Raw genomic sequence first — 21,218 nt, 5'->3', positions numbered from 1 at the left:
TCATGCCACAGTACTGGCCGACTCCTCGCGGCTGCGCTTCGAATACTGCTGCGCGAGCGCGGCGCAGACGATCAGCTGGATCTGGTGGAAGATCATCAGCGGCAGCACGATCAGCCCCACCGGCTGTCCCACGAACAGGACCGAGGCCATCGGCAGACCCGTCGCGAGACTCTTCTTCGATCCGCAGAAGACGATGACGATCCGGTCGGGAACGGAGAATCCCAGCTTCCGGCCGGCCAGGGCCGTGACGGCGAGCACGACCGCGAGGACGACGCAGCACACCAGTACGACACCGATCACCTGCCAGACCGTCACGGTGTGCCAGACTCCCTCGTTCATGCTCGCGCTGAACGCCGAGAAGACCACGAGGAAGATCGAGCCGCGATCCACGATCCGGGTGGGCTCGGAGTGCTTCTGCAACCAGTCGATGACGAACGGCCGGATCAGCTGGCCGACGAAGAACGGCAGGAGAAGCTGCAGCACGATGTCGAGGATCGACGAGAAATCGACGCGGGCGTCGCCGGTGGTGTTCATCAGCAGGATCACCAGCGCCGGTGTCACGAACACACCGATGAGATTGGAGAACGACGCGCTCACGATCGCCCCGGCCACGTTGCCCTTGGCGATGGACGTGAACGCGATCGACGACTGGACCGTCGACGGAACCAGGCACAGGTACAGCATGCCGGTGTACAGGTCCTCGCTGAGCACCCCCGGCACGAGGATGCGCAGCGCGAGCCCGATCAGCGGGAAGAGCACGAACGTCGCGGCGAACACGACCGAATGCAGCCGCCAGTGTTTCAGCCCCTTCAGCGCCTCCTGCGGCGACAGCCGCGCGCCGTACAGCAGGAACAGGATGCCGATCGCGATCCGGGTGGCCCAGTCGAGCACCGTCTGACCGCTCCCCGACACCGGGAACACGCTCCCCAGGATCGCCACGGCGACGATGCCGAGGACGAACCCGTCGAGGTGGAACCGGCTGAGAAATTTCACTGCGCCAAGGGTAGAGCGGCGTCGTCACGACCCTTCGTGCGGACGCTCAGCACCGCGAGGACGCCGCACAGGACGGCGCCGATGATCGCGAGTTCGATGATGGCCACGTGCATGCCCTGGACGGTGATGGCGATGCCCGCGCAGATGGACGGCACGGCGAGACCGACGTAGCCGACGGTGAAGAACGCGGCGAGCGTCCCGCCCTGGGCGTCGGGGGCGTGCTCCGCGGCGGCGGCACCCACGGCCCGCATCGCTCCGGCGAACGAGAGACCGTGTCCCACACCGACGATGACGGTCACGACGCACAGCAGGGCGAGGGACGGCACGAAGTCGACGACGAGCAACCCGATCATGCCTGCGCCGACGGCGCCGATGCCCAGGGTTCGGCAGAGTACGGTTCCGAGCCGATTGGCCACGAGTTGCGCTGTCACCGAGCAGATCATGACCAGTGCGGCGGCACCGCCGGCGACCACGAGGTTGCTCACGCCGAGCAGGCCGATGATCCACGTCGGGACCACCGACTGGAACAGGCCGACGGCGCCCCACGCCAGCGCGACGCCGAGGGCGGACAGCCAGAACACCTGACGGATGGGTGCGGGGACGTGCGGGACCTGGAACACCTGGGTGGGTCGTGACTGCCCGCCGGTGGGTGCGGGGAGCAGCAGCACCATGATCAGCGCGGGCAGGAGTGCCAGCGCGAACAGCACGTACGGCAGGACCAGGGCGTGCGGCAGGTACTGCGCGACGGCCCCGCTGAACAGCGGGCCCAGCGACGCACCGAGCGCGGTGGTGAGGGTGGCGGCGAGACCCGCACGGCGCAGGTTCCGGGCCGGTTCGTGCTCGATGAGGGCGGCGGACCCGGCGGCCGAGCACGCGCCGACGGCGATGCCCTGGGCGATTCGGCCGAAGAACAGCCAGATGGTCGAGTCGGCGAACGCGAGGACCACGGCGCCCAGCGCGCTGAAGGAGATGGCGGCCAGTAACACGAAGCGGCGTCCCAGTGCGTCGGACAGCGGGCCGAAGAACAGCAGCGAGGGAAGCAGTCCGGCGACGTAGACGGCGAAGATCAGCGTCTGGACCAGCGGGGTGAATCCGAACTCGTGGCGGTAGAGCGAGTACAGCGCCGTGGGGATGTTGGCGCCGAGGAGCAGCACGACGAGGAGGTAGTTCAGGCCGTGGAAGTGGCGGCTGGTGGTGCGGGCGGTGACGGTCGGGACGGTGGTGTCGGCGTGAGCGGTTGACGTGGACGTGTGGGGTCGCCTCCTCAGGCTGTCCGAATACATGGGACGTCCTACGTAGTTTAGGCGGGCCGGTCGTCAGTCGCGAGCCGGCGAGGTGTGAGGATGAGTACATGGCAGTGGTTCGGCGCGAGTCCGCGTATCAGCAGTCCCTGGACTGGATGCGTGGCCGGATCGCCCAGGGCGACTGGACGGTGGGCGAGCGGATTCCGACGGAACCCGAGCTGATGACGCTGCTCGGGGTCGGGCGCAACACCGTGCGCGAGGCCATCAAGACCCTCACGTCGACGGGCATTCTCGAGATCCGGCGCGGGTCCGGGACGTTCGTGCGGGCCCGCACCGACATCGGCGGGCTGCTCGGGCGGCAGGTCGCGGTCGCCGAGATGCTGAACGTCTTCGAAGTCCGGCGAGCGCTCGAGACCGAGGCCGTCCGCCTGGCATGCGGTCGCCGCACGGACGACGATCTGCGGTCCCTGTCCGCGCTACTCGACGAGCGGCAGCGAACGACGGATCAGCCGTCCCGGTTCGCGGACGCCGACCTCGCGTTCCACCTCGGGGTCGTGGAGGCCGCGCACAATCCGGTGCTGTCCGACCTGTTCGCCGGCATCCTCGAACCCACCCGCGCCACGTACGACTTCACCGAGGGCGTCCACCCCCCGTCGCTGACCACCGACGACCACCGTGCCGTCGTCGACGCGATCGCCGCCCGCGACGAGGACGCAGCGGTCCGGGCCGCCCTCGGCTACCTCGACCGCGTGCTCGACGCGGTGCACCAGGCCTCCCGCCCGTGAGTGGTTGACGAGTCCCTGCACTCCCGGGCCACTCACGGGCGGCGGAGCCGCCTGTCGGCGAACGTGTTGAGCGCCCCGGCCATGTCCTCGGCCCGTGCGCTGGTGACGGTCAGCCGGTCGCCGCATGCGGTCGTGACGATCACGGCGGGACCGGTCCTCGTCACGACGCCGTAGTTCCGTCGGCCCTTCACCTTGAGTCCCCAGCCGCCGAAGTCGTCGAACGGCTTGATCACGTCGACGCGGGCGCCCTCGATCTCGTCGACGCCGTACTGCAGGGCGGTCATGCCCATGTTCACCACCCGGATACCGGACGGATCGACGATCACCCGGAAGCGAAGCAGGCTCACGATCAGCAGCCCGACCGGCACGAACACCGCGAGGGGCCACCACCCGTCGACGAGCAGGCAGACGGCGACAGCGGGCGCGACACCGAGCAGCAGGAGCAACACCAGCGAGCCGACGGTGCCGAAACCGACCGTGTCCGCGACCGTCGCCGGCTCGTCGGCGCGCGGCAACCGGGGGTCGGGTGGACTCGTGGCGGACACCCGGGGCCGGTAGTCGCGCAGCAGGGCGGCGCCGAGCAGGCCGACAACCGCGCCGATCACGACGCCGACGCCGAGCGACCACAACGGAAGTTCGGTATTCGAGACGTCTGTGACGTCGAGTTGGACGTAGAGCAGCACCACTTGCACCGTCAGGATCAGACCGACCACGGACAATCCGACGACGAGCATCGTGCGACGCATCATCAGCATCGCCTGGGCCAGGGCGGCGATCGCGGCGCATCCGCCACCGAACAACACCGTCACCAGGGCAAACGTCCAGGCGCTGGACATCGGGGTGGCGAAGCCGTCGGGCGAGGTGGTGGTCCAGTGGGTGGCGATCTCCGCCGGAAGCCGCGGTTCCCAGAACTTCGTGAGGATCACCCCGCACAGGGCGGCGACCACCGGCAGCAGGAGACCGAAGACTGCGCCTGCGGGGTCGACGACGCGCGAGGACTTCACCGGACGGGCCGTCGCCAGCCGGTCAGGACGGCTGGCAGGCGCCCTTCAGCGAGCACGCGCCGCAGGAACTGCCGCACCCGCCGGTGTCGGCGGCGGGCACCGCCGCGGCGGCCCGGGCACCGAGCGATCCGCCCGTCGCCGCGGTGAGAGCGGCGGCCACGACGCTGACGAGGACGGCGCCGATTCCGAAGACTCCGCCGATCAGGATTCCGGCGATTCCGCCGATGACGAGGAGCCCGGCAGCGGCAAGCAGGGTGGGCCCTGCGACCTTGTTGGCCAGCGCGAACGTCTGATCGTCGCGCATCGTCTCGGGGGTGCGGACACCCGCCCACCGGTTGCGCGGGAGGCGCTCGGCGAGGCCTGCAACGGCGACACCGGAGACAGCGACGGCGAGCACGAACAGCACGACGGAGGCAATCAACACGTGACCAGGATACGGCGGACCCGGACGCGCAGGTGAGCCCGGGTGGGGTGAGGCTCTACCCTGGTTGACGGTATCCCCCTAATTCAGAATGTCAGCCAAGTAGATAGCGACCACAGTGACCGAGCACGTGCAGCCCGCCAACCCGTCCGACGCGACCCCGCAGCACCGCTACACCGCGGAACTCGCCGGCCAGATCGAGCAGCGCTGGCAGGACCGGTGGAGCGACGAGGGCACGTTCAACGCGCCCAACCCGGTCGGTCCCCTCGCCGGCGACGTTCCCGCGGACAAGTTGTTCGTGCAGGACATGTTCCCGTACCCGTCGGGGACGGGTCTGCACGTGGGCCACCCGCTCGGCTACATCGCCACCGACGTGTTCGCCCGCTATCACCGCATGCAGGGCCACAACGTGCTGCACACCCTCGGCTACGACGCGTTCGGTCTGCCTGCCGAGCAGTACGCGGTGCAGACGGGCACGCACCCGCGGACCACCACCGAGGCCAACATCGGCAACATGAAGCGGCAGCTGCGCCGCCTCGGGCTCGGCCACGACGAACGCCGCACGTTCGCGACCACCGACACCGACTTCTACCACTGGACGCAGTGGATCTTCCTGCAGATCCACGACGCGTGGTTCGACAAGGAGGCGGGCAAGGCCCGGCGCATCTCGGAGCTCGAGGCCGAGTTCGTGTCGGGTGCGCGGTCGCTGGAGGACGGACGGGACTGGGCGTCGCTGTCCGTGTCCGAGAAGGAGGCGGTCCTCGACTCCTACCGCCTCGTCTACCACTCCGATTCGATGGTCAACTGGTGTCCCGGTCTGGGCACGGTGCTGGCGAACGAAGAGGTCACCGCGGACGGTCGCAGCGACCGCGGCAACTTCCCCGTGTTCCGTAAGCACCTGCAGCAGTGGATGATGCGCATCACCGCGTACTCGGACCGTCTGGTGGACGACCTGGAGTACCTGGACTGGCCCGAGAAGGTCAAGACCATGCAGCGCAACTGGATCGGGCGCTCACACGGTGCGCAGGTGAAGTTCGCCGTGGCGGTCGAGCGGAGCGAGGGTGAATCCACGGTCCACGACGTCGAGGTGTTCACGACGCGTCCGGACACGCTGTTCGGCGCGACGTACGTGACGCTGGCCCCGGAGCACGAACTGGTGGACGACATCGTCGCGGCCGAGTGGCCCGAGGGTGTCGATTCGCGCTGGACCGGTGGTGCCGCGACTCCCGCTGAAGCGGTTGCGGCGTACCGGAAGTCGATCGCGTCGAAGTCGGATCTCGAGCGTCAGGAGTACAAGGAGAAGACGGGTGTCTTCCTCGGCACCTACGCCGTGAACCCGGTGAACGGGCACAACCTGCCGGTGTTCATCGCCGACTACGTCCTCACCGGCTACGGCACGGGCGCCATCATGGCCGTCCCGGGTCACGACCACCGCGACTACGAGTTCGCGACCGAGTTCGGCCTCGACATCGTCGAGGTGATCTCCGGCGGCGACCTCACCAAGGACGCGTACACCGGCGACGGCACCATCGTGAACTCCGATTTCCTGAACGGGATGAGCGTCGCCGACGCCAAGAAGGCGATCACCGACCGCCTGGAAGCGGACGGCACCGGCAAGGGCACCATCCAGTACAAGCTGCGCGACTGGCTGTTCGCGCGTCAGCGGTACTGGGGCGAGCCGTTCCCGATCGTGTACGACGCCGAGGGCAACGCGCACGCCCTGCCGGAATCGTCTCTGCCGGTGGAGCTCCCGGAGGTCGAGGACTACGCACCCGTGTCGTTCGATCCCGACGACGCGTCCTCGGAGCCCTCTCCCCCGCTGGCCAAGGCCGTCGACTGGGTCGACGTCGAACTCGACCTCGGTGACGGACTGCAGACGTACCGCCGCGACACCAACGTGATGCCGCAGTGGGCGGGCAGCTCGTGGTACCAGCTGCGGTACATCGACCCCACCAACCCGGACGTGTTCTGCGACAAGGAGAACGAACGGTACTGGACGGGTCCGCGGCCGGAGATCCACGGACCGAACGATCCCGGCGGCGTCGACCTGTACGTCGGCGGTGTCGAGCACGCGGTGCTGCACCTGCTGTACTCCCGGTTCTGGCACAAGGTGCTGTTCGACCTAGGCTATGTCAGCTCGAGCGAGCCGTACCGCCGGCTGTACAACCAGGGCTACATCCAGGCGTACGCGTACACCGACGCGCGCGGCGTGTACGTGCCCGCCGACGAGGTGGAGGAGAAGGACGGCAAGTTCTTCCACCAGGGCGTCGAGGTCAACCGCGAGTACGGGAAGATGGGCAAGAGCCTCAAGAATTCCGTGTCGCCGGACGAGATCTGCGAGGAGTACGGCGCCGACACGCTCCGCGTGTACGAGATGTCGATGGGCCCGCTGGACACGTCCCGTCCGTGGGCGACCAAGGACGTCGTGGGTGCGCAGCGCTTCCTGCAGCGCGCCTGGCGTGTGGTGGTCGACGAGGAGTCCGGTGCACTGCGCGTCACCGACGACGCCCCGACGGAGGACACGCTGCGCGCGCTGAACAAGGCGATCGCCGGTGTCAGCGAGGACTACACGGCCCTGCGGGACAACACGGCGGCGGCCAAGCTGATCGAGTACACCAACCACCTCACCAAGGCGTACCCCGGCGGTGCCCCCCGCTCGGTGGTGGAGCCGCTGGTGCTGATGCTGGCACCGCTGGCCCCGCACCTCGCGGAGGAACTGTGGTCGCGGCTCGGGCACGAGAAGTCCCTGGCCCACGGCCCCTTCCCGGTGGCCGAGGAGAAGTGGCTGGTGGAAGACACCGTCGAGTACCCGATCCAGGTCAACGGCAAGGTCCGCAGCCGCGTGACCGTCGCCGCCGACGCCCCGCGCGAGGAGATCGAGAAGATCGCGCTGGCCGACGACAAGATCGTGGCGCTCCTCGACGGCCAGGATCCCCGCAAGGTGATCGTCGTCCCCGGCAAGATGGTCAACATAGTGCGCTGACGCGCCCGTGAGTACTTGTTAACCACGGGCGGTTGACAAGTACTCACAGGTGGTTTGATACATAGGTGCAACTCGTGATCGAGGCAACCGGCCTTCCCGGATCGTCGTGCCCGCCGGGAGTCAATTTCCCCGGCTACGACAACATCCACGTGGCGGTGCAACGCCGCGGGGCCCACGCCGGCCTGCTCGGTCTGCATCCGGGAGACGCGACCACCGCGCGCTGGGTTCTCGACTGCACGGCGACCCCGACGCCGACGGGTCTCGACATCGCCGGACCGTACCTGCAGGGCCGGCCGGGCGCGCGGTTCGTCTACCTGTCGTGGGGAACGGTCGACGCCGACGGCGGATTCGACATGTTCCGCCGGGCGAAGTTGATGTGGGACGCGGTGGATCCGGCGACTGCGGAGGCCGCGTCGGCAGCCGGTCGCATCACGGCGCGGCTCGGACTCACCGACGCCCGGGGAAATCCGCTGTGCGCTGCGGTCCGTCCGCCGTTGATCGAGTGGTCGGCGTAGCCGATCGCCGTATCCCCTGCGCGTAGGGTGAGGGTATCGGAGGCACTTCGCATGCGAACGCCCAAGATCGCGTCGCCGCCGACAGAGATATCGGCTGCCTCGCGGCCGAGGCGGGAGCGTCGTCATGACGCTACAACAGGATCGCAACTTTCCGGGTCGTCTTCACGGTGCCCATACTCGTGGCGGTCCGGCGCAGTCGCCGCGTCTGCGGTTGAAGCCCGAAGCGCCCAGTGCGGGCACCGTGGACGGCGCCTGGTGGCCCCGGTCCCGCGACCTCGCCGTCGAGATTCCGGATCTGGTTGCGCTGGTGGCGATTCGAGTGGGTGTCGTCGATCGGATCGTGTACGACATCAAGGCCTGGCTTCCTGCTCCGCGCCGGTTCATGGTGGCGGGGCGATCGGTGCATCTCGACGGCTACGAGTACCAGCCGCTCAACACCCTGTACGTGAGCGGTGTGAAGCGGACGAGGCTGACGCTTCTGGTGGTGCCCCCCGAGGCCGATGCCCGCTACGCCGACTCGACGATGCACACGGCGGCCAACCCCAACAGTGCCCTGACCGCCGACGAGCTGCTGATGTCGGGCATCAAGGGCATCAGGGACGGCTTCGACCGCACCTCGAGCGCGAAGGGACGTGAACGATGACGCACGACGACAACATCACGCAGTCCGGTCGTGGGCTGGGACTCTCTCGGCCGACGGCCGGGGGTGGGCAGCCTTTCGACGCACCCACCCGGACCCCGAGACTGCTGCTGCGCGCTCGCGGCGAGGTCTCGGAGGGTGTCGACGGGGCGTGGTGGCCCCGAACCACCAACCTGACCACCGAATTGCACGACCTGATCAGCGCACTGACGGATCGCGTGGGAACGACCGAACGCGTCACCTTCGACTGGAACTCGTTGAGCATCTCGCAACGCGGCATCGACCGGCAGGACGGAATCGAGGTGTCCGGCCCGGATCCGGACCAGCCGCCCGACATCATGTACGTCTTCGGTACCGACGGACGTCGGCTCGACATCTTGATCGTCGGGCCCAGTACCGACGCCGACAACGCTTTCGAGGCGATGCGGCGGGCTGTAGGTCTCGCCACCGACCAGTAGGTAACCGCTATCGGCTTCTGTGCGGCCAGCAACCCGACCACCGGTTCGAGCAGTCGGAAGGAGCCTGACCGAGGCGGAACCGATCGCGCGCACCGCGATGAAGGAGCAGCCGATCCCGGGGGGCATCAGCAGGAGCGCCTGGAACAGGATGGACCCCCATTTTCTGGGTGCGAACGTCCACGGCTGTCCGTCAACGACGGCGATCATGCCGGTGGCGATTCCGGCGCCGAGTGACGCCAGTCCGCCGGCGGGGCTGGCTGACCTGGTGTACCCATCGTTCCCCGACCACCAGATACAGGGCGTACCCGGCCGCGCTGAGGAGGGCGAGTATCGCTCCGTTCAGGGCGACGGTGGAGCTGCCCGCGCCTGCGACGAGCGCGATGCCGCCGGACATCGCGAGGGCCGGCACCAGCTGACCTCGGTGGATCCTGTTCCGGGTGAGCACCCAGACGAGCGCCGTCACGAACACCGGGTAGATGTGGACGATCACGACTCCGATCTGGGCACCGGTAACCCGCACTGCCGCAAAGAAACACAGAAGCTGGATTCCGAACAGTGGGCCGCAGACGAAGCACACGTAGCCGATCGCGGGCCGCCGTCAGGACGTCGCTGGAGTATCCGGTGAGCAGCCTCTCTGGTTCATCGTCTCCGCCTTCTGCGCGTACGCGTCATCTCCTCCCCGGCTGGAGAAGTTGGAGGAGGCCTCTGCGCCCCGAACCTGACGAATCGTTCCCCTGTGCGCACATGTCCCGCTGCCTGGGAGAAGGGGCTCCCCACTGCGCCGGTGCTGCGTTACTCTCACCACTAGAACACGTTCTATCCGACTGAGGAGTTCGCATCATGGCACCGTCTGCAGAAGACATCCGCAAGACCGTCGAGAGGTACATCGAGGCGGTGGCCACCGGGACCGTCGACGATGTCGTCGCGCTGTATGCCGAGGGCGCCACCGTGGAGGATCCGGCGGGCACCGAGCCCAGGACCACGGTGGAGTCGCTGCGAGAGTTCTACGGGGTGATCGAACCGCTGAAGCAGACCGGCGAGCTCCTGACCCTGAAGATCGCCGGCAACTCGGCGGCGTTCCACTTCTCCCTCGTCACCGACCTGGGTGAGCAGAAGCTCGAAATCGCGCCGATCGACGTCATGACCTTCGACGACGACGGCAAGATCACGTCGATGCGGGCGTTCTGGTCGCAGGAGGACATGATCACCAGCTGACCGATTGCCGGGCCGGCAACCACACCGCAATACGGCCCGGCTGATCAGCGACTGTGCTTACCATGGCGGGGTGGCCACCGACGTCGCCGGGCAGGCCTCACGGCGTGCCCGACGCAGACGAGTCGTTCGAGCCGGTACGCGCCCCGGGCGCGCACCGCGTAGCTGGCTGGCGGTCGCCGGGGCCCTGACCGTCACGGTGCTCGTGGCGTGTTCCTCGGGTTCCGGGTCCAACCCCGATCCGGTCGACCTGGACCGGGCCACCGACAACGGGCAGCTTCCGTGGACGGAAGTGCTGCTTCCGCCGCAGACGCCGACGACGGTTCCGTTCGGTCCGCCGGGCACCGACCTGCCGAGCGAGCCCCGCCCTGCCGGGATCCGGGTGATCGGCGACCGTGCCGGCCTCTACGGCGGAAGCCCCGACCGAGTGCTCTGCGACCGGCAGCGTCTCGTCGACGACCTCGAGCAGGATCCGGCGAGGCTGCAGGCCTGGTCGAGTGTGTTCCAGGTCGACGACGTGCGGAATTACGTCCGCACCCTGACACCGGTGCTGCTCCGTGCGGACACCCGTGTCACCAATCACGGCTTCGACGACGGGCATGCGAGCGCGTTCCAGTCCGTCCTCGAGGCGGGGACCATCGTGCTGATCGACGACCACGGCGTTCCCCGCGTCCGATGTGTGCGCGGAAGCCCACTGCTGTCCCCGGTGGTGAACGAGAACGCGGACGTGCAGGGTGATCCGTGGCCGGGTTTCCAGCAGGACAGGTTGTACGTCGTGCAGCCCTCCAACCTGGCGATGACCGAAGTGACCGTGGTGGATCTGATGACCGGTGGACTGTCGTCGGTGCCGATCGGTTCCGGCCCGCAGCAGCCGGCGGAGCGCCCGAATCCGGTCGCACCCGTGGAAGCCCAGGCGCCGGTGGCGGATTCGCCGCCTGCGGTGGTGCAGCAAGCCGCTCCCCGTCCCGCGCCGGCTCCCTCCCCGGAACCTGCGCCTCCGCCCGCTCCGGCTCCGCCCCCGCCCCCGCCACCTCCCCCGCCGCCCGCACCCGAACCGCCGGTGAATTACCCGCCTCCCCCCGCGCCGGCGCCCGCACCGCCGCAGCAGATTCAGGTGCAGATACCGGGTCTGCCACCCATCGTCATCCCCATTCCCAACTGACGGTCGGGCTCTCGGCTAGAGGGCGAAAAGGGCTGCGTTGAGGACAATCGCCTGGGTGAACAGCGTCCAGTCGTTGATGATGTGCGCGCCCGTCGAGACCCACAGGTTCTTGGTGCGGATGTAGGCGAGCGTGAGAACCAGTCGGGCCCCGCCGATCACTATGAATGCCTGAGCGAAGTTCCAGTCGTAGGTTTGCAGGTGGGCAGCGCCGAACCACACGGCACTGAGCAGCCAGGCCACGACGATCGCCGTCTTACGGGACAGCTTCGCCTTGGCGAACAGGAAGTACATGACCGCGAGAAACGGGATCATGGTGAACACTTCTTCGCCGACCAATTGGATACCGGTTCCGACGTAGAACGCGGCGGTGTCGAGCGCACCACCCTCGCCCGCACCGTCGACGGCCTTGTTGGACACCACCCCGAACAGGGATTGCACGATCAACGCCAGCCCGGCCGAGACGGCCAGGTTGAGCAGCGCGAAACCGATCATCGTGAGGACGTCGCGGCCGCTCACTCTGCGAAACAGCGCTTTCCAGTGCTCGCGCGTCACCCGCGCCAGCACTCCGAGCGGGATGGCGACGAACAGGATTCGCGGAATCAGCGCCACGAAGTTGTTCGGCTGAGGGATGAGGATCAGGGGGGCGAAGCCGACGGCGACGGACGCCCACACCAGCATCCACTGCCGCACCGACAGCGCGGTCGGCGTCCCGTTGTAGAAGGGGAAGTCGGCGTCGTCACGGCGCTCGATCAGGGGACCGAAGCGGTCGTTCGACGACGCCGGTTCGTGGACGGGAACGGCACTCGGACCGGAAACACCACTCATCGATCGGCCCCTCTGCAGGTGGGTGGACTCAGGAGGCAATCGTCGCAGCAACCTCCGACCGCGACCACCTGACGCGCCCGCCGGGCGGCTCAACGGGCGGTTAACGAAAGGAAACTTATATTTACCTGTGGTGAATTTCAAGAACTTGTATTGACATGTTGAGGGGGTGGGGTCACAGTGGGATTCATGACAAATCAACGTCGCCACGACGTGGTGGTCGTCGGTGCCGGAATCGTCGGCCTCGCGCATGCGTATCACGCGCGCAATCGAGGCCTGTCCGTGGCGGTGATCGATCATGCCGACCGAGTGGCGGGCGCGTCCGTCCAGAACTTCGGCCACGCCTGCATCACCGCCCAGTCGGGCGTCGCCCGCGACTACGCCCGAGCGGGCCGGGAGCACTGGCTCGACCTTGCACGCAAGGCCGGGTTCTGGTCCTCCGAATCCGGAACATACTGCGTGGCAAGGCATGACGACGAGCTGGCCGTCATGACCGAGTTCGCGGACGTACGCGGACCGGCCGAAGTGGAACTGCTGTCCCGCGACCGGATCCTCGGCGCGGTACCCATCGTCGGCGACCGCGTCGTCGGGGGCATGTACATGGCCGACGACCTTCAGGTGAACCCGCGGGAAGCGGCCCCCGCCATCGCGCAGTGGCTCGAAGCGTCGGGTGTCGACTTCTTCTGGCGAACCGCCGCAACCGGTTTCGAGACCGGAATCCTTCACACCTCGCGGGGCGATCTGCGCGCGGGGACGGTGTTCGTCACCGTCAATTACGACATCGACCGCCTGTTCCCGGAGCCGGCCGAGCGCGGCGGGCTTCTGCGGTGCCGGCTCCACATGATGCGCGCACGGATGTCGCTGTCCGCACCGTTGCCCGCGCCACTGTTCACGGGCTGGTCGCTCGTGCGGTACAGCGGTTTCGAGAATCTTCCCGCGACCGCGGCGCTCGCGGCACGGCTCCGCGACGAGTGCCCCGACTACGTCGACCTCGGCCTCCACCAGATGTACACACCACAGCCCGATGGATCGATCCTGCTGGGCGACACCCACATCCGCGAGATCTCGGCCGAGCCGTTCCAGTCGGAGAAGGGGTTCGAGGTGCTGATCCGTGAAGCCGCCGCCCTCTTCGGCGTCTCGGACGTCACGGTCACCGAACGCTGGCAGGGCGTGTACAGCTCGGCCCCCGATTCGGAATTCCTGATCGAGGAGCCGATCGACGGCGTGCACATCGTCACCGTGACCACCGGGATCGGCATGACCACCGGCATGGGCCTGGCGAAGGACCGCGTCGACCACGTTCTCGGCCGCGAAACCCTGCCGGTAATGGCCTAGCAGCACAACCACACTCACCGAACTCCGAGAGGAACCCGACAATGGGAACACATCACCGGGACATCAGCCTCGTCGTCTTCGACATGGCAGGCACCACTGTGGAGGACAGCGGGCTGGTCCAGCAGTCCTTCCTCGCCGCGGACGCTCATGCCGGACTGTCGAAGACGGAGGAGGATCGCCGGCGGATGCTCGACTATGTCTCCGACACCATGGGCCAGTCCAAGATCGTCGTCTTCCGCCATCTCAGCGGCGGAAACGAGGAGCAGGCGCAGGCCGCGAACAAGGAATTCGAACGCTGCTACTCGCAACTCGTCGACGACGGCCGGTGCAGCGCCGTCCCCGGCGCCGAGGAACTCTTCGGTTCGCTGCGTGAGCAGGGCATCAAGACGGCGCTCACCACCGGGTTCGCGCGCGAAACGCAGATGTCGATCATCCGCGCGCTCGGCTGGGAGGACGTCGCCGACGCCGTGTTGTGCCCCGGAGACGGCGTCCGCGGACGCCCCTTCCCGGACCTGGCGCTGACCGCGTTGATGCGCACCGGCGCCCCGTCCGTGCAGTCCATGGTGGTGCTCGGCGACACCACGTCCGACGTCACCACCGGCCTCCGCGCCGGAGCACTCGCCTCCGTGGGCGTGCTCACCGGCGCCCACGACGCCACCCAGCTGGCCGAGGCCGGGGCCACCCACGTGCTCGACAGTGTCGCGGACCTGCCCGGTCTGCTCGCCGAACTGCGCAACGCCTGATGCCGGCGGCCGGCTAACTTCCGTTGCCGTCGTCCGACGGAAGGCGGGGGTCGATGGTGCGGGCGTTCACGATGCTGAAGGCGACGAGGTCGGGACGGTACCGATCGTCCGCGTACTCGAACGTGTCGCCGTTCTGATCCCGCGACGTCCGACGTTCCCGAAGCAACGGGCTGCCGGGGTCGATCCCGAGATTCTCGGCGTCGACCCCGGTCGCGGCGACGGCGTCGAGCACGTGCTCCATCGATTCGAAGCGGACGCCGCGCGAGGTGAGGTAGTCGGTGATCGATCCGGTGTCGATGTCGAACTCGAACAGCAGGGAGCCGACGCGCTCGGTGAACGTGCTCCGCTCGATCATCGCCGGTTCGCCGTCCAGCAGCCGGACGCGGAGCACCTCGACGACGAAGTCGTCCGTGGTCAATCCCAATGCGCCGGCGGCAGGTTCGGACACGCGGCGACGTGAGATCTCGAGCGTGCGGCTCCCCGCGGCGCGGCCGGTGCGACGCGCCCATTGGGAGAACGGTGTGAACGTGTCCAGGGTCTGCGTGATGTCGTGGCTTCGCACCACGGCCGGCTTCCCCTGGGACAGCAGGATCAGCCCCTCGTTCTTCAATGTCGCCAGCGCTTGGCGCACGGGACCGCGGGACACCTCGAACTCCGCGCACAGCATGCTCTCGCTGGGCAGCGACTCACCCACCGCGTACTGCCGCTGCATGATGCGCTGCCGGAGCTGGAGTGCGACGAACTCATGGCGGGAGCGTGCCTCCACCATTGCGCATCACTCCACTTCCCGGTCGGTCGACGATCGCCACTGCGAGTCAGGTGCATTCTAATGGCGTCGTCGCTACGCTACATTGCGAGAACACGTTCCAGCCGGTGGAGGGATTCGGAGAATGGCGTCGTCGACGGAGCGGATCGTCACGGTCGACGGATTCCGTTGGCAGATTACCGAACTGGGTGACGGCCCACCCGTCGTCCTGTGCCACGGATTCCCGGGCCTCGGCTACAGTTACCGACATCAGATGCGGGCCCTCGCGGCGTCCGGGTACCGCGCGATAGCCCCGGACATGCCCGGCTACGGCGGCACCGACGTGCCCCGCGACATCGACGACTACACGAACGAGCGGGTGTCGGACGCGCTGATCGGTCTGCTCGACAGTCTCGGTCACGAGCGTGCCGTGTTCGTCGGCCACGACTTCGGCGCGCCGGTCGCATGGACCGTCGCACTGCGTCACCGCGCACGCGTGTCCGGGCTGGTGCTACTGGCCGTCCCCTACGCGCCCGACCGGTTCCCGCTGCGACCGTCGGAGCTCTATGCGTCGATGGCGCGCAAGCACTTCCTGCACATCCACTACTTCCAGGAACCGGGTGTCGCCGACCGCGAACTCGACGCCGATCCCCGCGGATTCCTGCACCGGCTGTTCTACGCGTTGTCGGGCGCCTACCGCTATCTGGACATCTGGCAGCACCCCTCGGACGGCAACGGCTACCTGGACGTGTTGCCCGAAGCCCCACCCCTGCCGTGGTCGTGGCTGACGGAGGACGAGTTCGACCATTATGTGGAGGTCTTCACCCGGACGGGATTCACCGGCGGACTGAACTGGTACCGGGCGTACGACGCCAATTGGGAACGCTCCAGGAATCTCGCCGGAGCCGACATCGAGGTGCCGACGCTGTTCGTGGCCGGTGCGCACGATCCCGTCCTCACGATGAGTGGTGCGCAGGCCCTCGACCGGATGCGCGACACCGTCCCCGACTTGCGCGGACTCCATCTCGTCGAGGGCGCCGGGCACTTCGTCCAGCAGGAAAGACCGGAAGAGGTGAACGAGCTGCTGCTCACGTTCGTCGCGGGCCGAACAGGCGACGACGACGGCGACTCGGCTCGGGCAGGTGACCGATCGACTCGAGGTGCGCGATGAACGCCTCCGCGTCCGCGTGAGTGCTCCCCTTCGGCCTGCCCTCGGCCCAGTCGGCGAACAGCGCGAAGAATCGGTCGCCGAGGGCTGCGCGGACGTGGGGAAGGTGAGCGCCCACTTCCCCGGACCGCTTGCGGAGCAGGGCCTTCGATGCGGTGTCGATCGCGTCGCGGTCGAATCCCTCCGGCGGCTCTCCCTCTGCGACGAGAGCCCGGACCAATGCCGCCTGCCGCCCCGCCAGCCCGGTCACGGCGGACTCCACACAGCGCCGCCGGTGACCCGGCCGAACCCGGCCGCATCCGCGATCGCATCCAACTCGGCGAACAACTCCCGGGCGGGCGGGTAGTTCCCGTCGCGCTCGAACATCATCGCGGGAGGGCCCCGGATGCCCACTGCCGGACCAGATCCAGCACCTCGCCGGGCACCTGGTCGGTGTGGGTGTCGTGATACGTGCCGCCTCGTTCGGATCCCCCGGCGACGTGGCAGTACGCCACGCGTTCGAGGGGAAGCCGCCGGAGTTCCTCACCGGCGTGGCGGCCGCGGTTGCGGGCGTTCGCGTAAACGTTGGCGATGTCCAGCAGCAGGTAGACGCCGGTGCGTTCGACGAGTTAGGCCAGGAACTCACCCTCGGAGTATTCGTCGTCCGGCCAGTCGAACAGGGCCGCGATGTTCTCCACGGCCAGCGGCACCGGCAGGCACTCCTGCGTGCGCCGGACGTTGCGCACCAGCACGTTCAGGGCTTCCGTCGAGCGCGGCACCGGCAGCAGGTGCCCGGCGTCGAGACCGCCCGCCCGCACGAACGCGACGTGCTCGCTGACGAGCGGCGCACCGAGCGAGATGGTCGATCCGGTGCTGCTCGACGCCGCCCGGGCCACCCAGCGACAGCGAGATGCCGTGCGGGACGACGGGAACCCCCAGCGATCGCAGTTCGTCCGGAACGCCGACTCCGCGCCGGCGGACGGGCAGCGATTCGGCGATCACCTCGCAGAACCGCAGCCCGTCGAGCCGGTCGATGATCCCGCAGATCTCCGGCCGCCAGCCGATGCCGACGCCGGGCTCGATCAGGGCGGTCATCCCCCGCACCCCCCACCGCCGCCGCACCCTCACCGCCGCCGCAGCCTCCACCGCCGCCGCAAGAGCTGTCGCCGCCGCTGCTGCCACCGTCACTGCTGCCGCTGTCGGAGATACCGGCCGCGCTCGCGAAACCGGGGGAGAACAGGCCGACGGTTCCCATCCCGAACAGTGCCGTCGACAGCGCGATCGGCGTCGGTCCATACGCGGTGAGCGACGGGCGCATCCGCGGCGCCAGGTACGAATGTGTGCGGCGCAGGCGCTGCAGTTCCGCAGTGCCCTGGGGCGTCCTGCGGCCGGTCCGGCGAACGAGCTCCCGCGAGGCCGAGAGCAGAACCACCGCGACCAGCAGGAAGCCGATCGGCTTGCCGCAGGCGAACCCGGCGACGAGGCGTGCGATGCCGATGGCCACGACGACGAGGATCGGGAGGGTCGCGCGGCGATTCCAGGCCTTCTGTTCGGGTCCGGTGAGCAGCCCCTGCGCGATCAGGGTGGCCCGCAGCTGGTCGAGCGGGGCCTGCAACCGGCCCGGGAGCCGAACGTTGCCGAGGGCGCTGCGGCCGGAGGCGAGTTCGTCGTAGACGGCCCGCGTGAACGATCCGAGGCCGTTGTCCGCGACTCCCCACCCCCGCAGGATCGTCCCGTCGGTGGAGATGACGTCAGCTCCCCGCAGCAGCGTCAGCGAGGCGGCGATGGCCCGATCGTCGCTGGTCAGCATCCCGGCCTGCACCGGATCGAGACGAACACCGGGGGTCGGGGCGGGCGTGGTGCCGTGGGAGCGGAGGAACATCGCCAGCCCGACCGCGAGCACAGCGGCGGTGACGTAGATCACCAGAAAGGTCTCGCTCGGTATCCCCCATGTAGCGGATTCGTTGTACATCACACACCACCTTTCAACCACGTTGTCCGACAGTCGATCTCAGTATCGGTACGAATGGCCGCTCTGCACCCGCCGGGTACCTATCGTCACCGTTCCGCTATCGGGATCCTGGGGATTCGTCGTGGGGTGGGCTGTGGGCGGCATCGCCTAGCATCGTCTGCATGACATCGCCGCGTGCCGCACTGTCGTATGCCGAACTGCTCGATGCGGTTGCCGAATCGCACCGGACGGTGGAGGCGACGCTGGAGGGGTTGACCGATGAGCAGGCGCGGGGGCCGTCGCTGCTGCCGGGGTGGAGCCGGGGGCACGTCGTCACACACCTCGCGAGGAACGCGGACGCGCTCAACCGGTTCGCCGTCGGAGTGATCACCGGCGAGGCCGCACCCGAGATGTACCCGGGAGGTCCGGACGCGCGGGCCGCGGCGATCGAGGAGGGGGCCGGACGTCCGGCCGAACTGCTGGTGGCCGACTTCCGCTTCGCGGGACGGCGGGTGATCGAGTCGCTACTCCGGATCACCGAGGATCTGTACGAGACGCCGGTGAACTGGCGTCAGCGGGTGCCTGCGCGGCAGGTGCCGGTGCTGCGGTGGCGCGAGCTCGAGATCCACCACGTCGACCTGGGGCTCGACTACTCGGCGGCCGACTGGCCGGGGACCTTCGTGGAGCACACGCTGGAATCGGAGCTGCCCGCGCTGGCGGCCCGGTATCCGGACGTCGGGGTGCCGGAACTTCCGCGCACCGAACTGCTGGCGTGGGTTATCGGGCGCCCCACGCGGGAGGGGCTGCCGCCCGTGCCCGCGTGGCCGTTCTGATTGTCAGGCGTACTCGACGTTCTCGAACGTGTCGGCGTCGTCGAGCGCGTCCCAGATGATCGCGTAGCGCTTGTGGGTCATCTCGTCGGCATCGACGAGCAGAGCGTCGAACAAGGTCTTCGGGTTGTCCTGCCACGTCTGAACCAGGCTTGCGACCGCCTGGGGCGTGAAGAGACCCGACCGCGCTGCCGCCTCGATCCACTCGTCGAAGTCGCCGGCGTAAATCCGCTCGACTGCTTCGCGATCGACCTCGCCGTCACCGAGATCGAGAGTGAACATCGTCGCGAAGACGTCGCCGTCGACGGCGACGACGGTGTCGCTGTGCATACGCTGGTCGGTGTTCATCGTGGGGATACCTCCTGGGAGTCAGCTCGTTCATCCTGACTCACGTTTGCGGCCTCTGCTGATGAGAAGAACTGTAGGGCGACTAATTGTGAGCAGCTTAAAGCCTTTCTGTGAGATCAATCTGTGATCTATCTCACGCAGGTTTCTTCGCTGTCAGCGCACCCTCAGCACGACTTCTGTGGGGTGCGCGTCACCAGGTGTCTCCACTGCGTTGCGCACGGCTTTTGCGACCGTCGACGGCTGCAGATACTTCTCCGGCCGGTATTCGTCGCCCTCGCCGGCTACGATGGCGCGCTGCATATCGGTGTCGATCCGCCCGGGGTGAATTGACGTGACGCGCAGTAACGGTTCCTCGAGCCGCAGTGCGTCACCGAACGCCCGCAGGGCGAATTTGCTCGCCGCATACGACGCCCAGCCGGCGTTCGCACGGAGCCCGGCGCCCGAGTTGATCAGGACGACGTGCCCACCCGCGGCGCGGAGGGCGGGCAGCAGCAGTCGGGTCAGTTCGGCCACCGCGATGACGTTCGCCTCGAGCGTGTGCCGCCACTGTTCGACGGTCGACTCCCCCACGGTCGCGAGATCGGCGACGCCGGCGTTGTGGACGAGCACGTCGAGCCTTTCGATCGGGGCGCACGCAGCCGCCAGCGCGTCGTAATCGGTCAGCTCGACCGGCCAGGGCGTGGCGCCCGGCAGTTCGTCGAGGATGCCGGTCAGCGACTCCGGCGACCGGGCGCCGAGCAGGAGGTCGTGGGTCGGTGCGAGTTCGCGGGCGATGGCGGCTCCGAGGCCGCGGCTCGCGCCGGTGATCAGGGCTGTGGGCATGCTGTCGAGGCTAGCGCCCGTGAGTACTTGTCAACCGCGGGCGGTTAACAAGTACTCACAGGGCGGACCAGTGGTGCCACGCCAGGTCGTGGATCGCGATCACCGGTCCGTCCGGGCGGCGGTCGACGTACTGCGGGTACTTCGCGGCGAGGACGTCGATCGCGGCGCCGCCCTCCGGGGAGTCGGCGGTGAGGACTTCGGCCCGACCGTCTACCCGCACCCACCACAGGTGGTCCCAGTTCTCGTCGTAGTGGTCCACGAGCAGGGTGACGGCGGGGTTGGCCGCGATGTTCGTCAGGCGCCGTAATGCCTTGCTGCGCTTCGGCTTGTGGTCGACGCAGGAATAGATCGTGTCGGAGTCGAGCGCGAAGACGAGCGGGACGAGGTGCGGCACCCCGTCCGCCCCGACCGTGGCGAGCCGCGCGATGCGGGCGGCCGCGAATCGCGCGACGGCGTCCATCACGGTTCCATCAGGTAGTCGCCGCTCACCGGTTCCGGGAGTGCGGGAATGCCCAACGGGCGCTTGAAGTATGCCCACGGGAACCACAGCGTCCCGACCTTCTGCCAGCCGTCGGCCTCGAGTTTCTGACGGCTCGCCGGCGCCGACACGCGGGTGTGCTCCCACTGCTCCTCGGACTTGCGGACGGTGTGGAACAGGGTGCCGAACCCGACGGAGTGCCAGCCGTACGAGCCGGCGTGGTTGAGGATGCGCATCTCGTTGAACGCGGTGAGCGGGGTGAGCCGGCGGGTCCGGCCGTCCGGGTCGGTGTCGGGGGCGTCGCCGATCCGCTTGCCGAAGCGTTGTTGCGCCGCCTGCCGCGACATGCCGAGTGCGGCGCCGACCGTGTCCCAGCTGTGCCCGGCGGAGCGCGCGGCGGCGATCGCGGAGACCAGCAGTTCGTCGACCGACTCCCGTGCCTGCGAGGTGAGCCGGACGAGCGCCAGGTAGGCGGCGGGGTCGTGGTCCAGCCCCGGGTCGATCTCGGGGTCCGCCTTGGCGATCGCGTCCGACAGCAGTTGGGTGAGCGCGGCATCCGGCATGTGTCAAGTATTGGTTG

General features: G+C 68.2%; 23 protein-coding genes and 2 pseudogenes. 11 read left to right on the top strand and 14 right to left on the bottom strand.

Features of this window, described 5'->3' with window-relative positions; genetic code table 11:
• Together FND50_RS00470 and FND50_RS00465 are read right to left on the bottom strand one after the other, a co-directional pair.
• Entirely contained in the window at positions 1–993 is a 993-nt protein-coding gene (locus tag FND50_RS00470) for a bile acid:sodium symporter family protein (protein ID WP_144284386.1), read from the bottom strand.
• Positions 990–2,276, bottom strand: a complete 1,287-nt coding sequence (locus FND50_RS00465; protein WP_144284385.1) for an MFS transporter — start codon at positions 2,274–2,276, stop codon at positions 990–992. The genes FND50_RS00470 and FND50_RS00465 overlap by 4 nt, the downstream gene beginning before the upstream one ends.
• Positions 2,277–2,344: 68 nt before the next feature.
• Between FND50_RS00465 and FND50_RS00460 the strand changes: the two genes are divergently transcribed.
• The gene (locus FND50_RS00460; RefSeq protein ID WP_005574062.1) at positions 2,345–3,022 is read left to right on the top strand and encodes a FadR/GntR family transcriptional regulator; all 678 of its coding nucleotides are present in this window, start codon (positions 2,345–2,347) and stop codon (positions 3,020–3,022) included.
• A 32-nt stretch (positions 3,023–3,054) separates the two neighbouring features.
• Here the strand turns inward: FND50_RS00460 and FND50_RS00455 are convergent, their stop codons facing one another.
• On the bottom strand, positions 3,055–4,026 hold the full coding sequence (locus FND50_RS00455; protein WP_144284384.1) for a DUF1648 domain-containing protein: 972 nt from the start codon (positions 4,024–4,026) through the stop codon (positions 3,055–3,057).
• Between the two features lie 22 nt (positions 4,027–4,048).
• Positions 4,049–4,450, bottom strand: a complete 402-nt coding sequence (locus tag FND50_RS00450) for an SdpI family protein (protein ID WP_005249154.1) — start codon at positions 4,448–4,450, stop codon at positions 4,049–4,051.
• 115 nt (positions 4,451–4,565) lie between these two features.
• Between FND50_RS00450 and leuS the strand changes: the two genes are divergently transcribed.
• From leuS to FND50_RS00430, 4 genes are all read left to right on the top strand, one after another.
• Positions 4,566–7,430 (top strand): leucine--tRNA ligase, encoded by a 2,865-nt coding sequence (leuS, locus tag FND50_RS00445; protein WP_144284383.1) that lies wholly within the window; start codon positions 4,566–4,568, stop codon positions 7,428–7,430.
• 65 nt (positions 7,431–7,495) lie between these two features.
• Positions 7,496–7,945 carry a DUF5990 family protein gene (locus FND50_RS00440; RefSeq protein ID WP_186301213.1) on the top strand — a complete coding sequence of 150 codons (450 nt, stop codon included), beginning with the start codon at positions 7,496–7,498 and terminating at the stop codon, positions 7,943–7,945.
• Between the two features lie 124 nt (positions 7,946–8,069).
• Positions 8,070–8,588 carry a DUF5994 family protein gene (locus FND50_RS00435; protein WP_222105602.1) on the top strand — a complete coding sequence of 173 codons (519 nt, stop codon included), beginning with the start codon at positions 8,070–8,072 and terminating at the stop codon, positions 8,586–8,588.
• The gene (locus tag FND50_RS00430) at positions 8,585–9,043 is read left to right on the top strand and encodes a DUF5994 family protein (RefSeq protein WP_144284382.1); all 459 of its coding nucleotides are present in this window, start codon (positions 8,585–8,587) and stop codon (positions 9,041–9,043) included. The genes FND50_RS00435 and FND50_RS00430 overlap by 4 nt, the downstream gene beginning before the upstream one ends.
• A gap of 190 nt (positions 9,044–9,233) precedes the next feature.
• On the opposite strand, the gene FND50_RS00425 is transcribed toward FND50_RS00430, so the two are convergent.
• Positions 9,234–9,620, bottom strand: a complete 387-nt coding sequence (locus tag FND50_RS00425) for a hypothetical protein (RefSeq protein WP_260850859.1) — start codon at positions 9,618–9,620, stop codon at positions 9,234–9,236.
• A gap of 263 nt (positions 9,621–9,883) precedes the next feature.
• On the opposite strand from FND50_RS00425, the gene FND50_RS00420 reads away from it, so the two are divergent.
• Together FND50_RS00420 and FND50_RS00415 are read left to right on the top strand one after the other, a co-directional pair.
• A complete protein-coding gene (locus tag FND50_RS00420; protein WP_144284381.1) occupies positions 9,884–10,258 on the top strand; it encodes a nuclear transport factor 2 family protein in 375 nt (124 codons plus the stop codon).
• A 70-nt stretch (positions 10,259–10,328) separates the two neighbouring features.
• Positions 10,329–11,417 (top strand): DUF6777 domain-containing protein, encoded by a 1,089-nt coding sequence (locus tag FND50_RS00415; protein WP_144284380.1) that lies wholly within the window; start codon positions 10,329–10,331, stop codon positions 11,415–11,417.
• 15 nt (positions 11,418–11,432) lie between these two features.
• Here the strand turns inward: FND50_RS00415 and FND50_RS00410 are convergent, their stop codons facing one another.
• Positions 11,433–12,242: a CPBP family intramembrane glutamic endopeptidase gene (locus FND50_RS00410; RefSeq protein WP_144284379.1), complete on the bottom strand. Its 810-nt coding sequence runs from the start codon at positions 12,240–12,242 to the stop codon at positions 11,433–11,435.
• 186 nt (positions 12,243–12,428) lie between these two features.
• On the opposite strand from FND50_RS00410, the gene FND50_RS00405 reads away from it, so the two are divergent.
• A complete protein-coding gene (locus FND50_RS00405) occupies positions 12,429–13,574 on the top strand; it encodes a TIGR03364 family FAD-dependent oxidoreductase (RefSeq protein WP_144284378.1) in 1,146 nt (381 codons plus the stop codon).
• 41 nt (positions 13,575–13,615) lie between these two features.
• The gene (locus tag FND50_RS00400) at positions 13,616–14,317 is read left to right on the top strand and encodes a phosphonatase-like hydrolase (protein WP_144284377.1); all 702 of its coding nucleotides are present in this window, start codon (positions 13,616–13,618) and stop codon (positions 14,315–14,317) included.
• A gap of 13 nt (positions 14,318–14,330) precedes the next feature.
• Here the strand turns inward: FND50_RS00400 and FND50_RS00395 are convergent, their stop codons facing one another.
• Positions 14,331–15,086 carry a GntR family transcriptional regulator gene (locus tag FND50_RS00395; RefSeq protein WP_144284376.1) on the bottom strand — a complete coding sequence of 252 codons (756 nt, stop codon included), beginning with the start codon at positions 15,084–15,086 and terminating at the stop codon, positions 14,331–14,333.
• 121 nt (positions 15,087–15,207) lie between these two features.
• Between FND50_RS00395 and FND50_RS00390 the strand changes: the two genes are divergently transcribed.
• Positions 15,208–16,233, top strand: coding sequence for an alpha/beta fold hydrolase (locus FND50_RS00390; protein WP_144284375.1), 1,026 nt, complete (start codon positions 15,208–15,210; stop codon positions 16,231–16,233).
• Here the strand turns inward: FND50_RS00390 and FND50_RS00385 are convergent.
• The 3 genes and pseudogenes from FND50_RS00385 to FND50_RS00375 all read right to left on the bottom strand — a co-directional run.
• On the bottom strand, positions 16,151–16,480 hold the full coding sequence (locus FND50_RS00385) for a hypothetical protein (protein ID WP_260850858.1): 330 nt from the start codon (positions 16,478–16,480) through the stop codon (positions 16,151–16,153). The genes FND50_RS00390 and FND50_RS00385 overlap by 83 nt on opposite strands.
• Positions 16,477–17,304, bottom strand: a pseudogene (locus tag FND50_RS00380) (DUF692 domain-containing protein). The gene FND50_RS00385 and the pseudogene FND50_RS00380 overlap by 4 nt, the downstream one beginning before the upstream one ends.
• A gap of 208 nt (positions 17,305–17,512) precedes the next feature.
• Positions 17,513–18,091, bottom strand: a pseudogene (locus tag FND50_RS00375) (TIGR04222 domain-containing membrane protein); the annotation flags it as partial.
• A gap of 251 nt (positions 18,092–18,342) precedes the next feature.
• On the opposite strand from FND50_RS00375, the gene FND50_RS00370 reads away from it, so the two are divergent.
• Positions 18,343–18,993 (top strand): maleylpyruvate isomerase family mycothiol-dependent enzyme, encoded by a 651-nt coding sequence (locus FND50_RS00370; protein ID WP_144284373.1) that lies wholly within the window; start codon positions 18,343–18,345, stop codon positions 18,991–18,993.
• A gap of 3 nt (positions 18,994–18,996) precedes the next feature.
• Here the strand turns inward: FND50_RS00370 and FND50_RS00365 are convergent, their stop codons facing one another.
• From FND50_RS00365 to FND50_RS00350, 4 genes are all read right to left on the bottom strand, one after another.
• Complete coding sequence (locus FND50_RS00365) at positions 18,997–19,338, bottom strand: hypothetical protein (protein ID WP_005249180.1); 342 nt, start codon at positions 19,336–19,338, stop codon at positions 18,997–18,999.
• Positions 19,339–19,491: 153 nt separating this feature from the next.
• Entirely contained in the window at positions 19,492–20,160 is a 669-nt protein-coding gene (locus FND50_RS00360) for an SDR family oxidoreductase (protein WP_144284372.1), read from the bottom strand.
• 55 nt (positions 20,161–20,215) lie between these two features.
• On the bottom strand, positions 20,216–20,620 hold the full coding sequence (locus FND50_RS00355; protein WP_005262382.1) for a TIGR03668 family PPOX class F420-dependent oxidoreductase: 405 nt from the start codon (positions 20,618–20,620) through the stop codon (positions 20,216–20,218).
• The gene (locus FND50_RS00350) at positions 20,620–21,201 is read right to left on the bottom strand and encodes a hypothetical protein (protein ID WP_064080315.1); all 582 of its coding nucleotides are present in this window, start codon (positions 21,199–21,201) and stop codon (positions 20,620–20,622) included. The genes FND50_RS00355 and FND50_RS00350 overlap by 1 nt, the downstream gene beginning before the upstream one ends.
• Positions 21,202–21,218 lie beyond the last annotated feature (17 nt).

Origin of the sequence: Rhodococcus sp. WB9 (genome assembly GCF_007558985.1) — a bacterium.
Lineage (GTDB): Bacteria > Actinomycetota > Actinomycetes > Mycobacteriales > Mycobacteriaceae > Rhodococcus_F > Rhodococcus_F opacus.
This window is presented reverse-complemented; position numbering and strand designations above follow the sequence as displayed.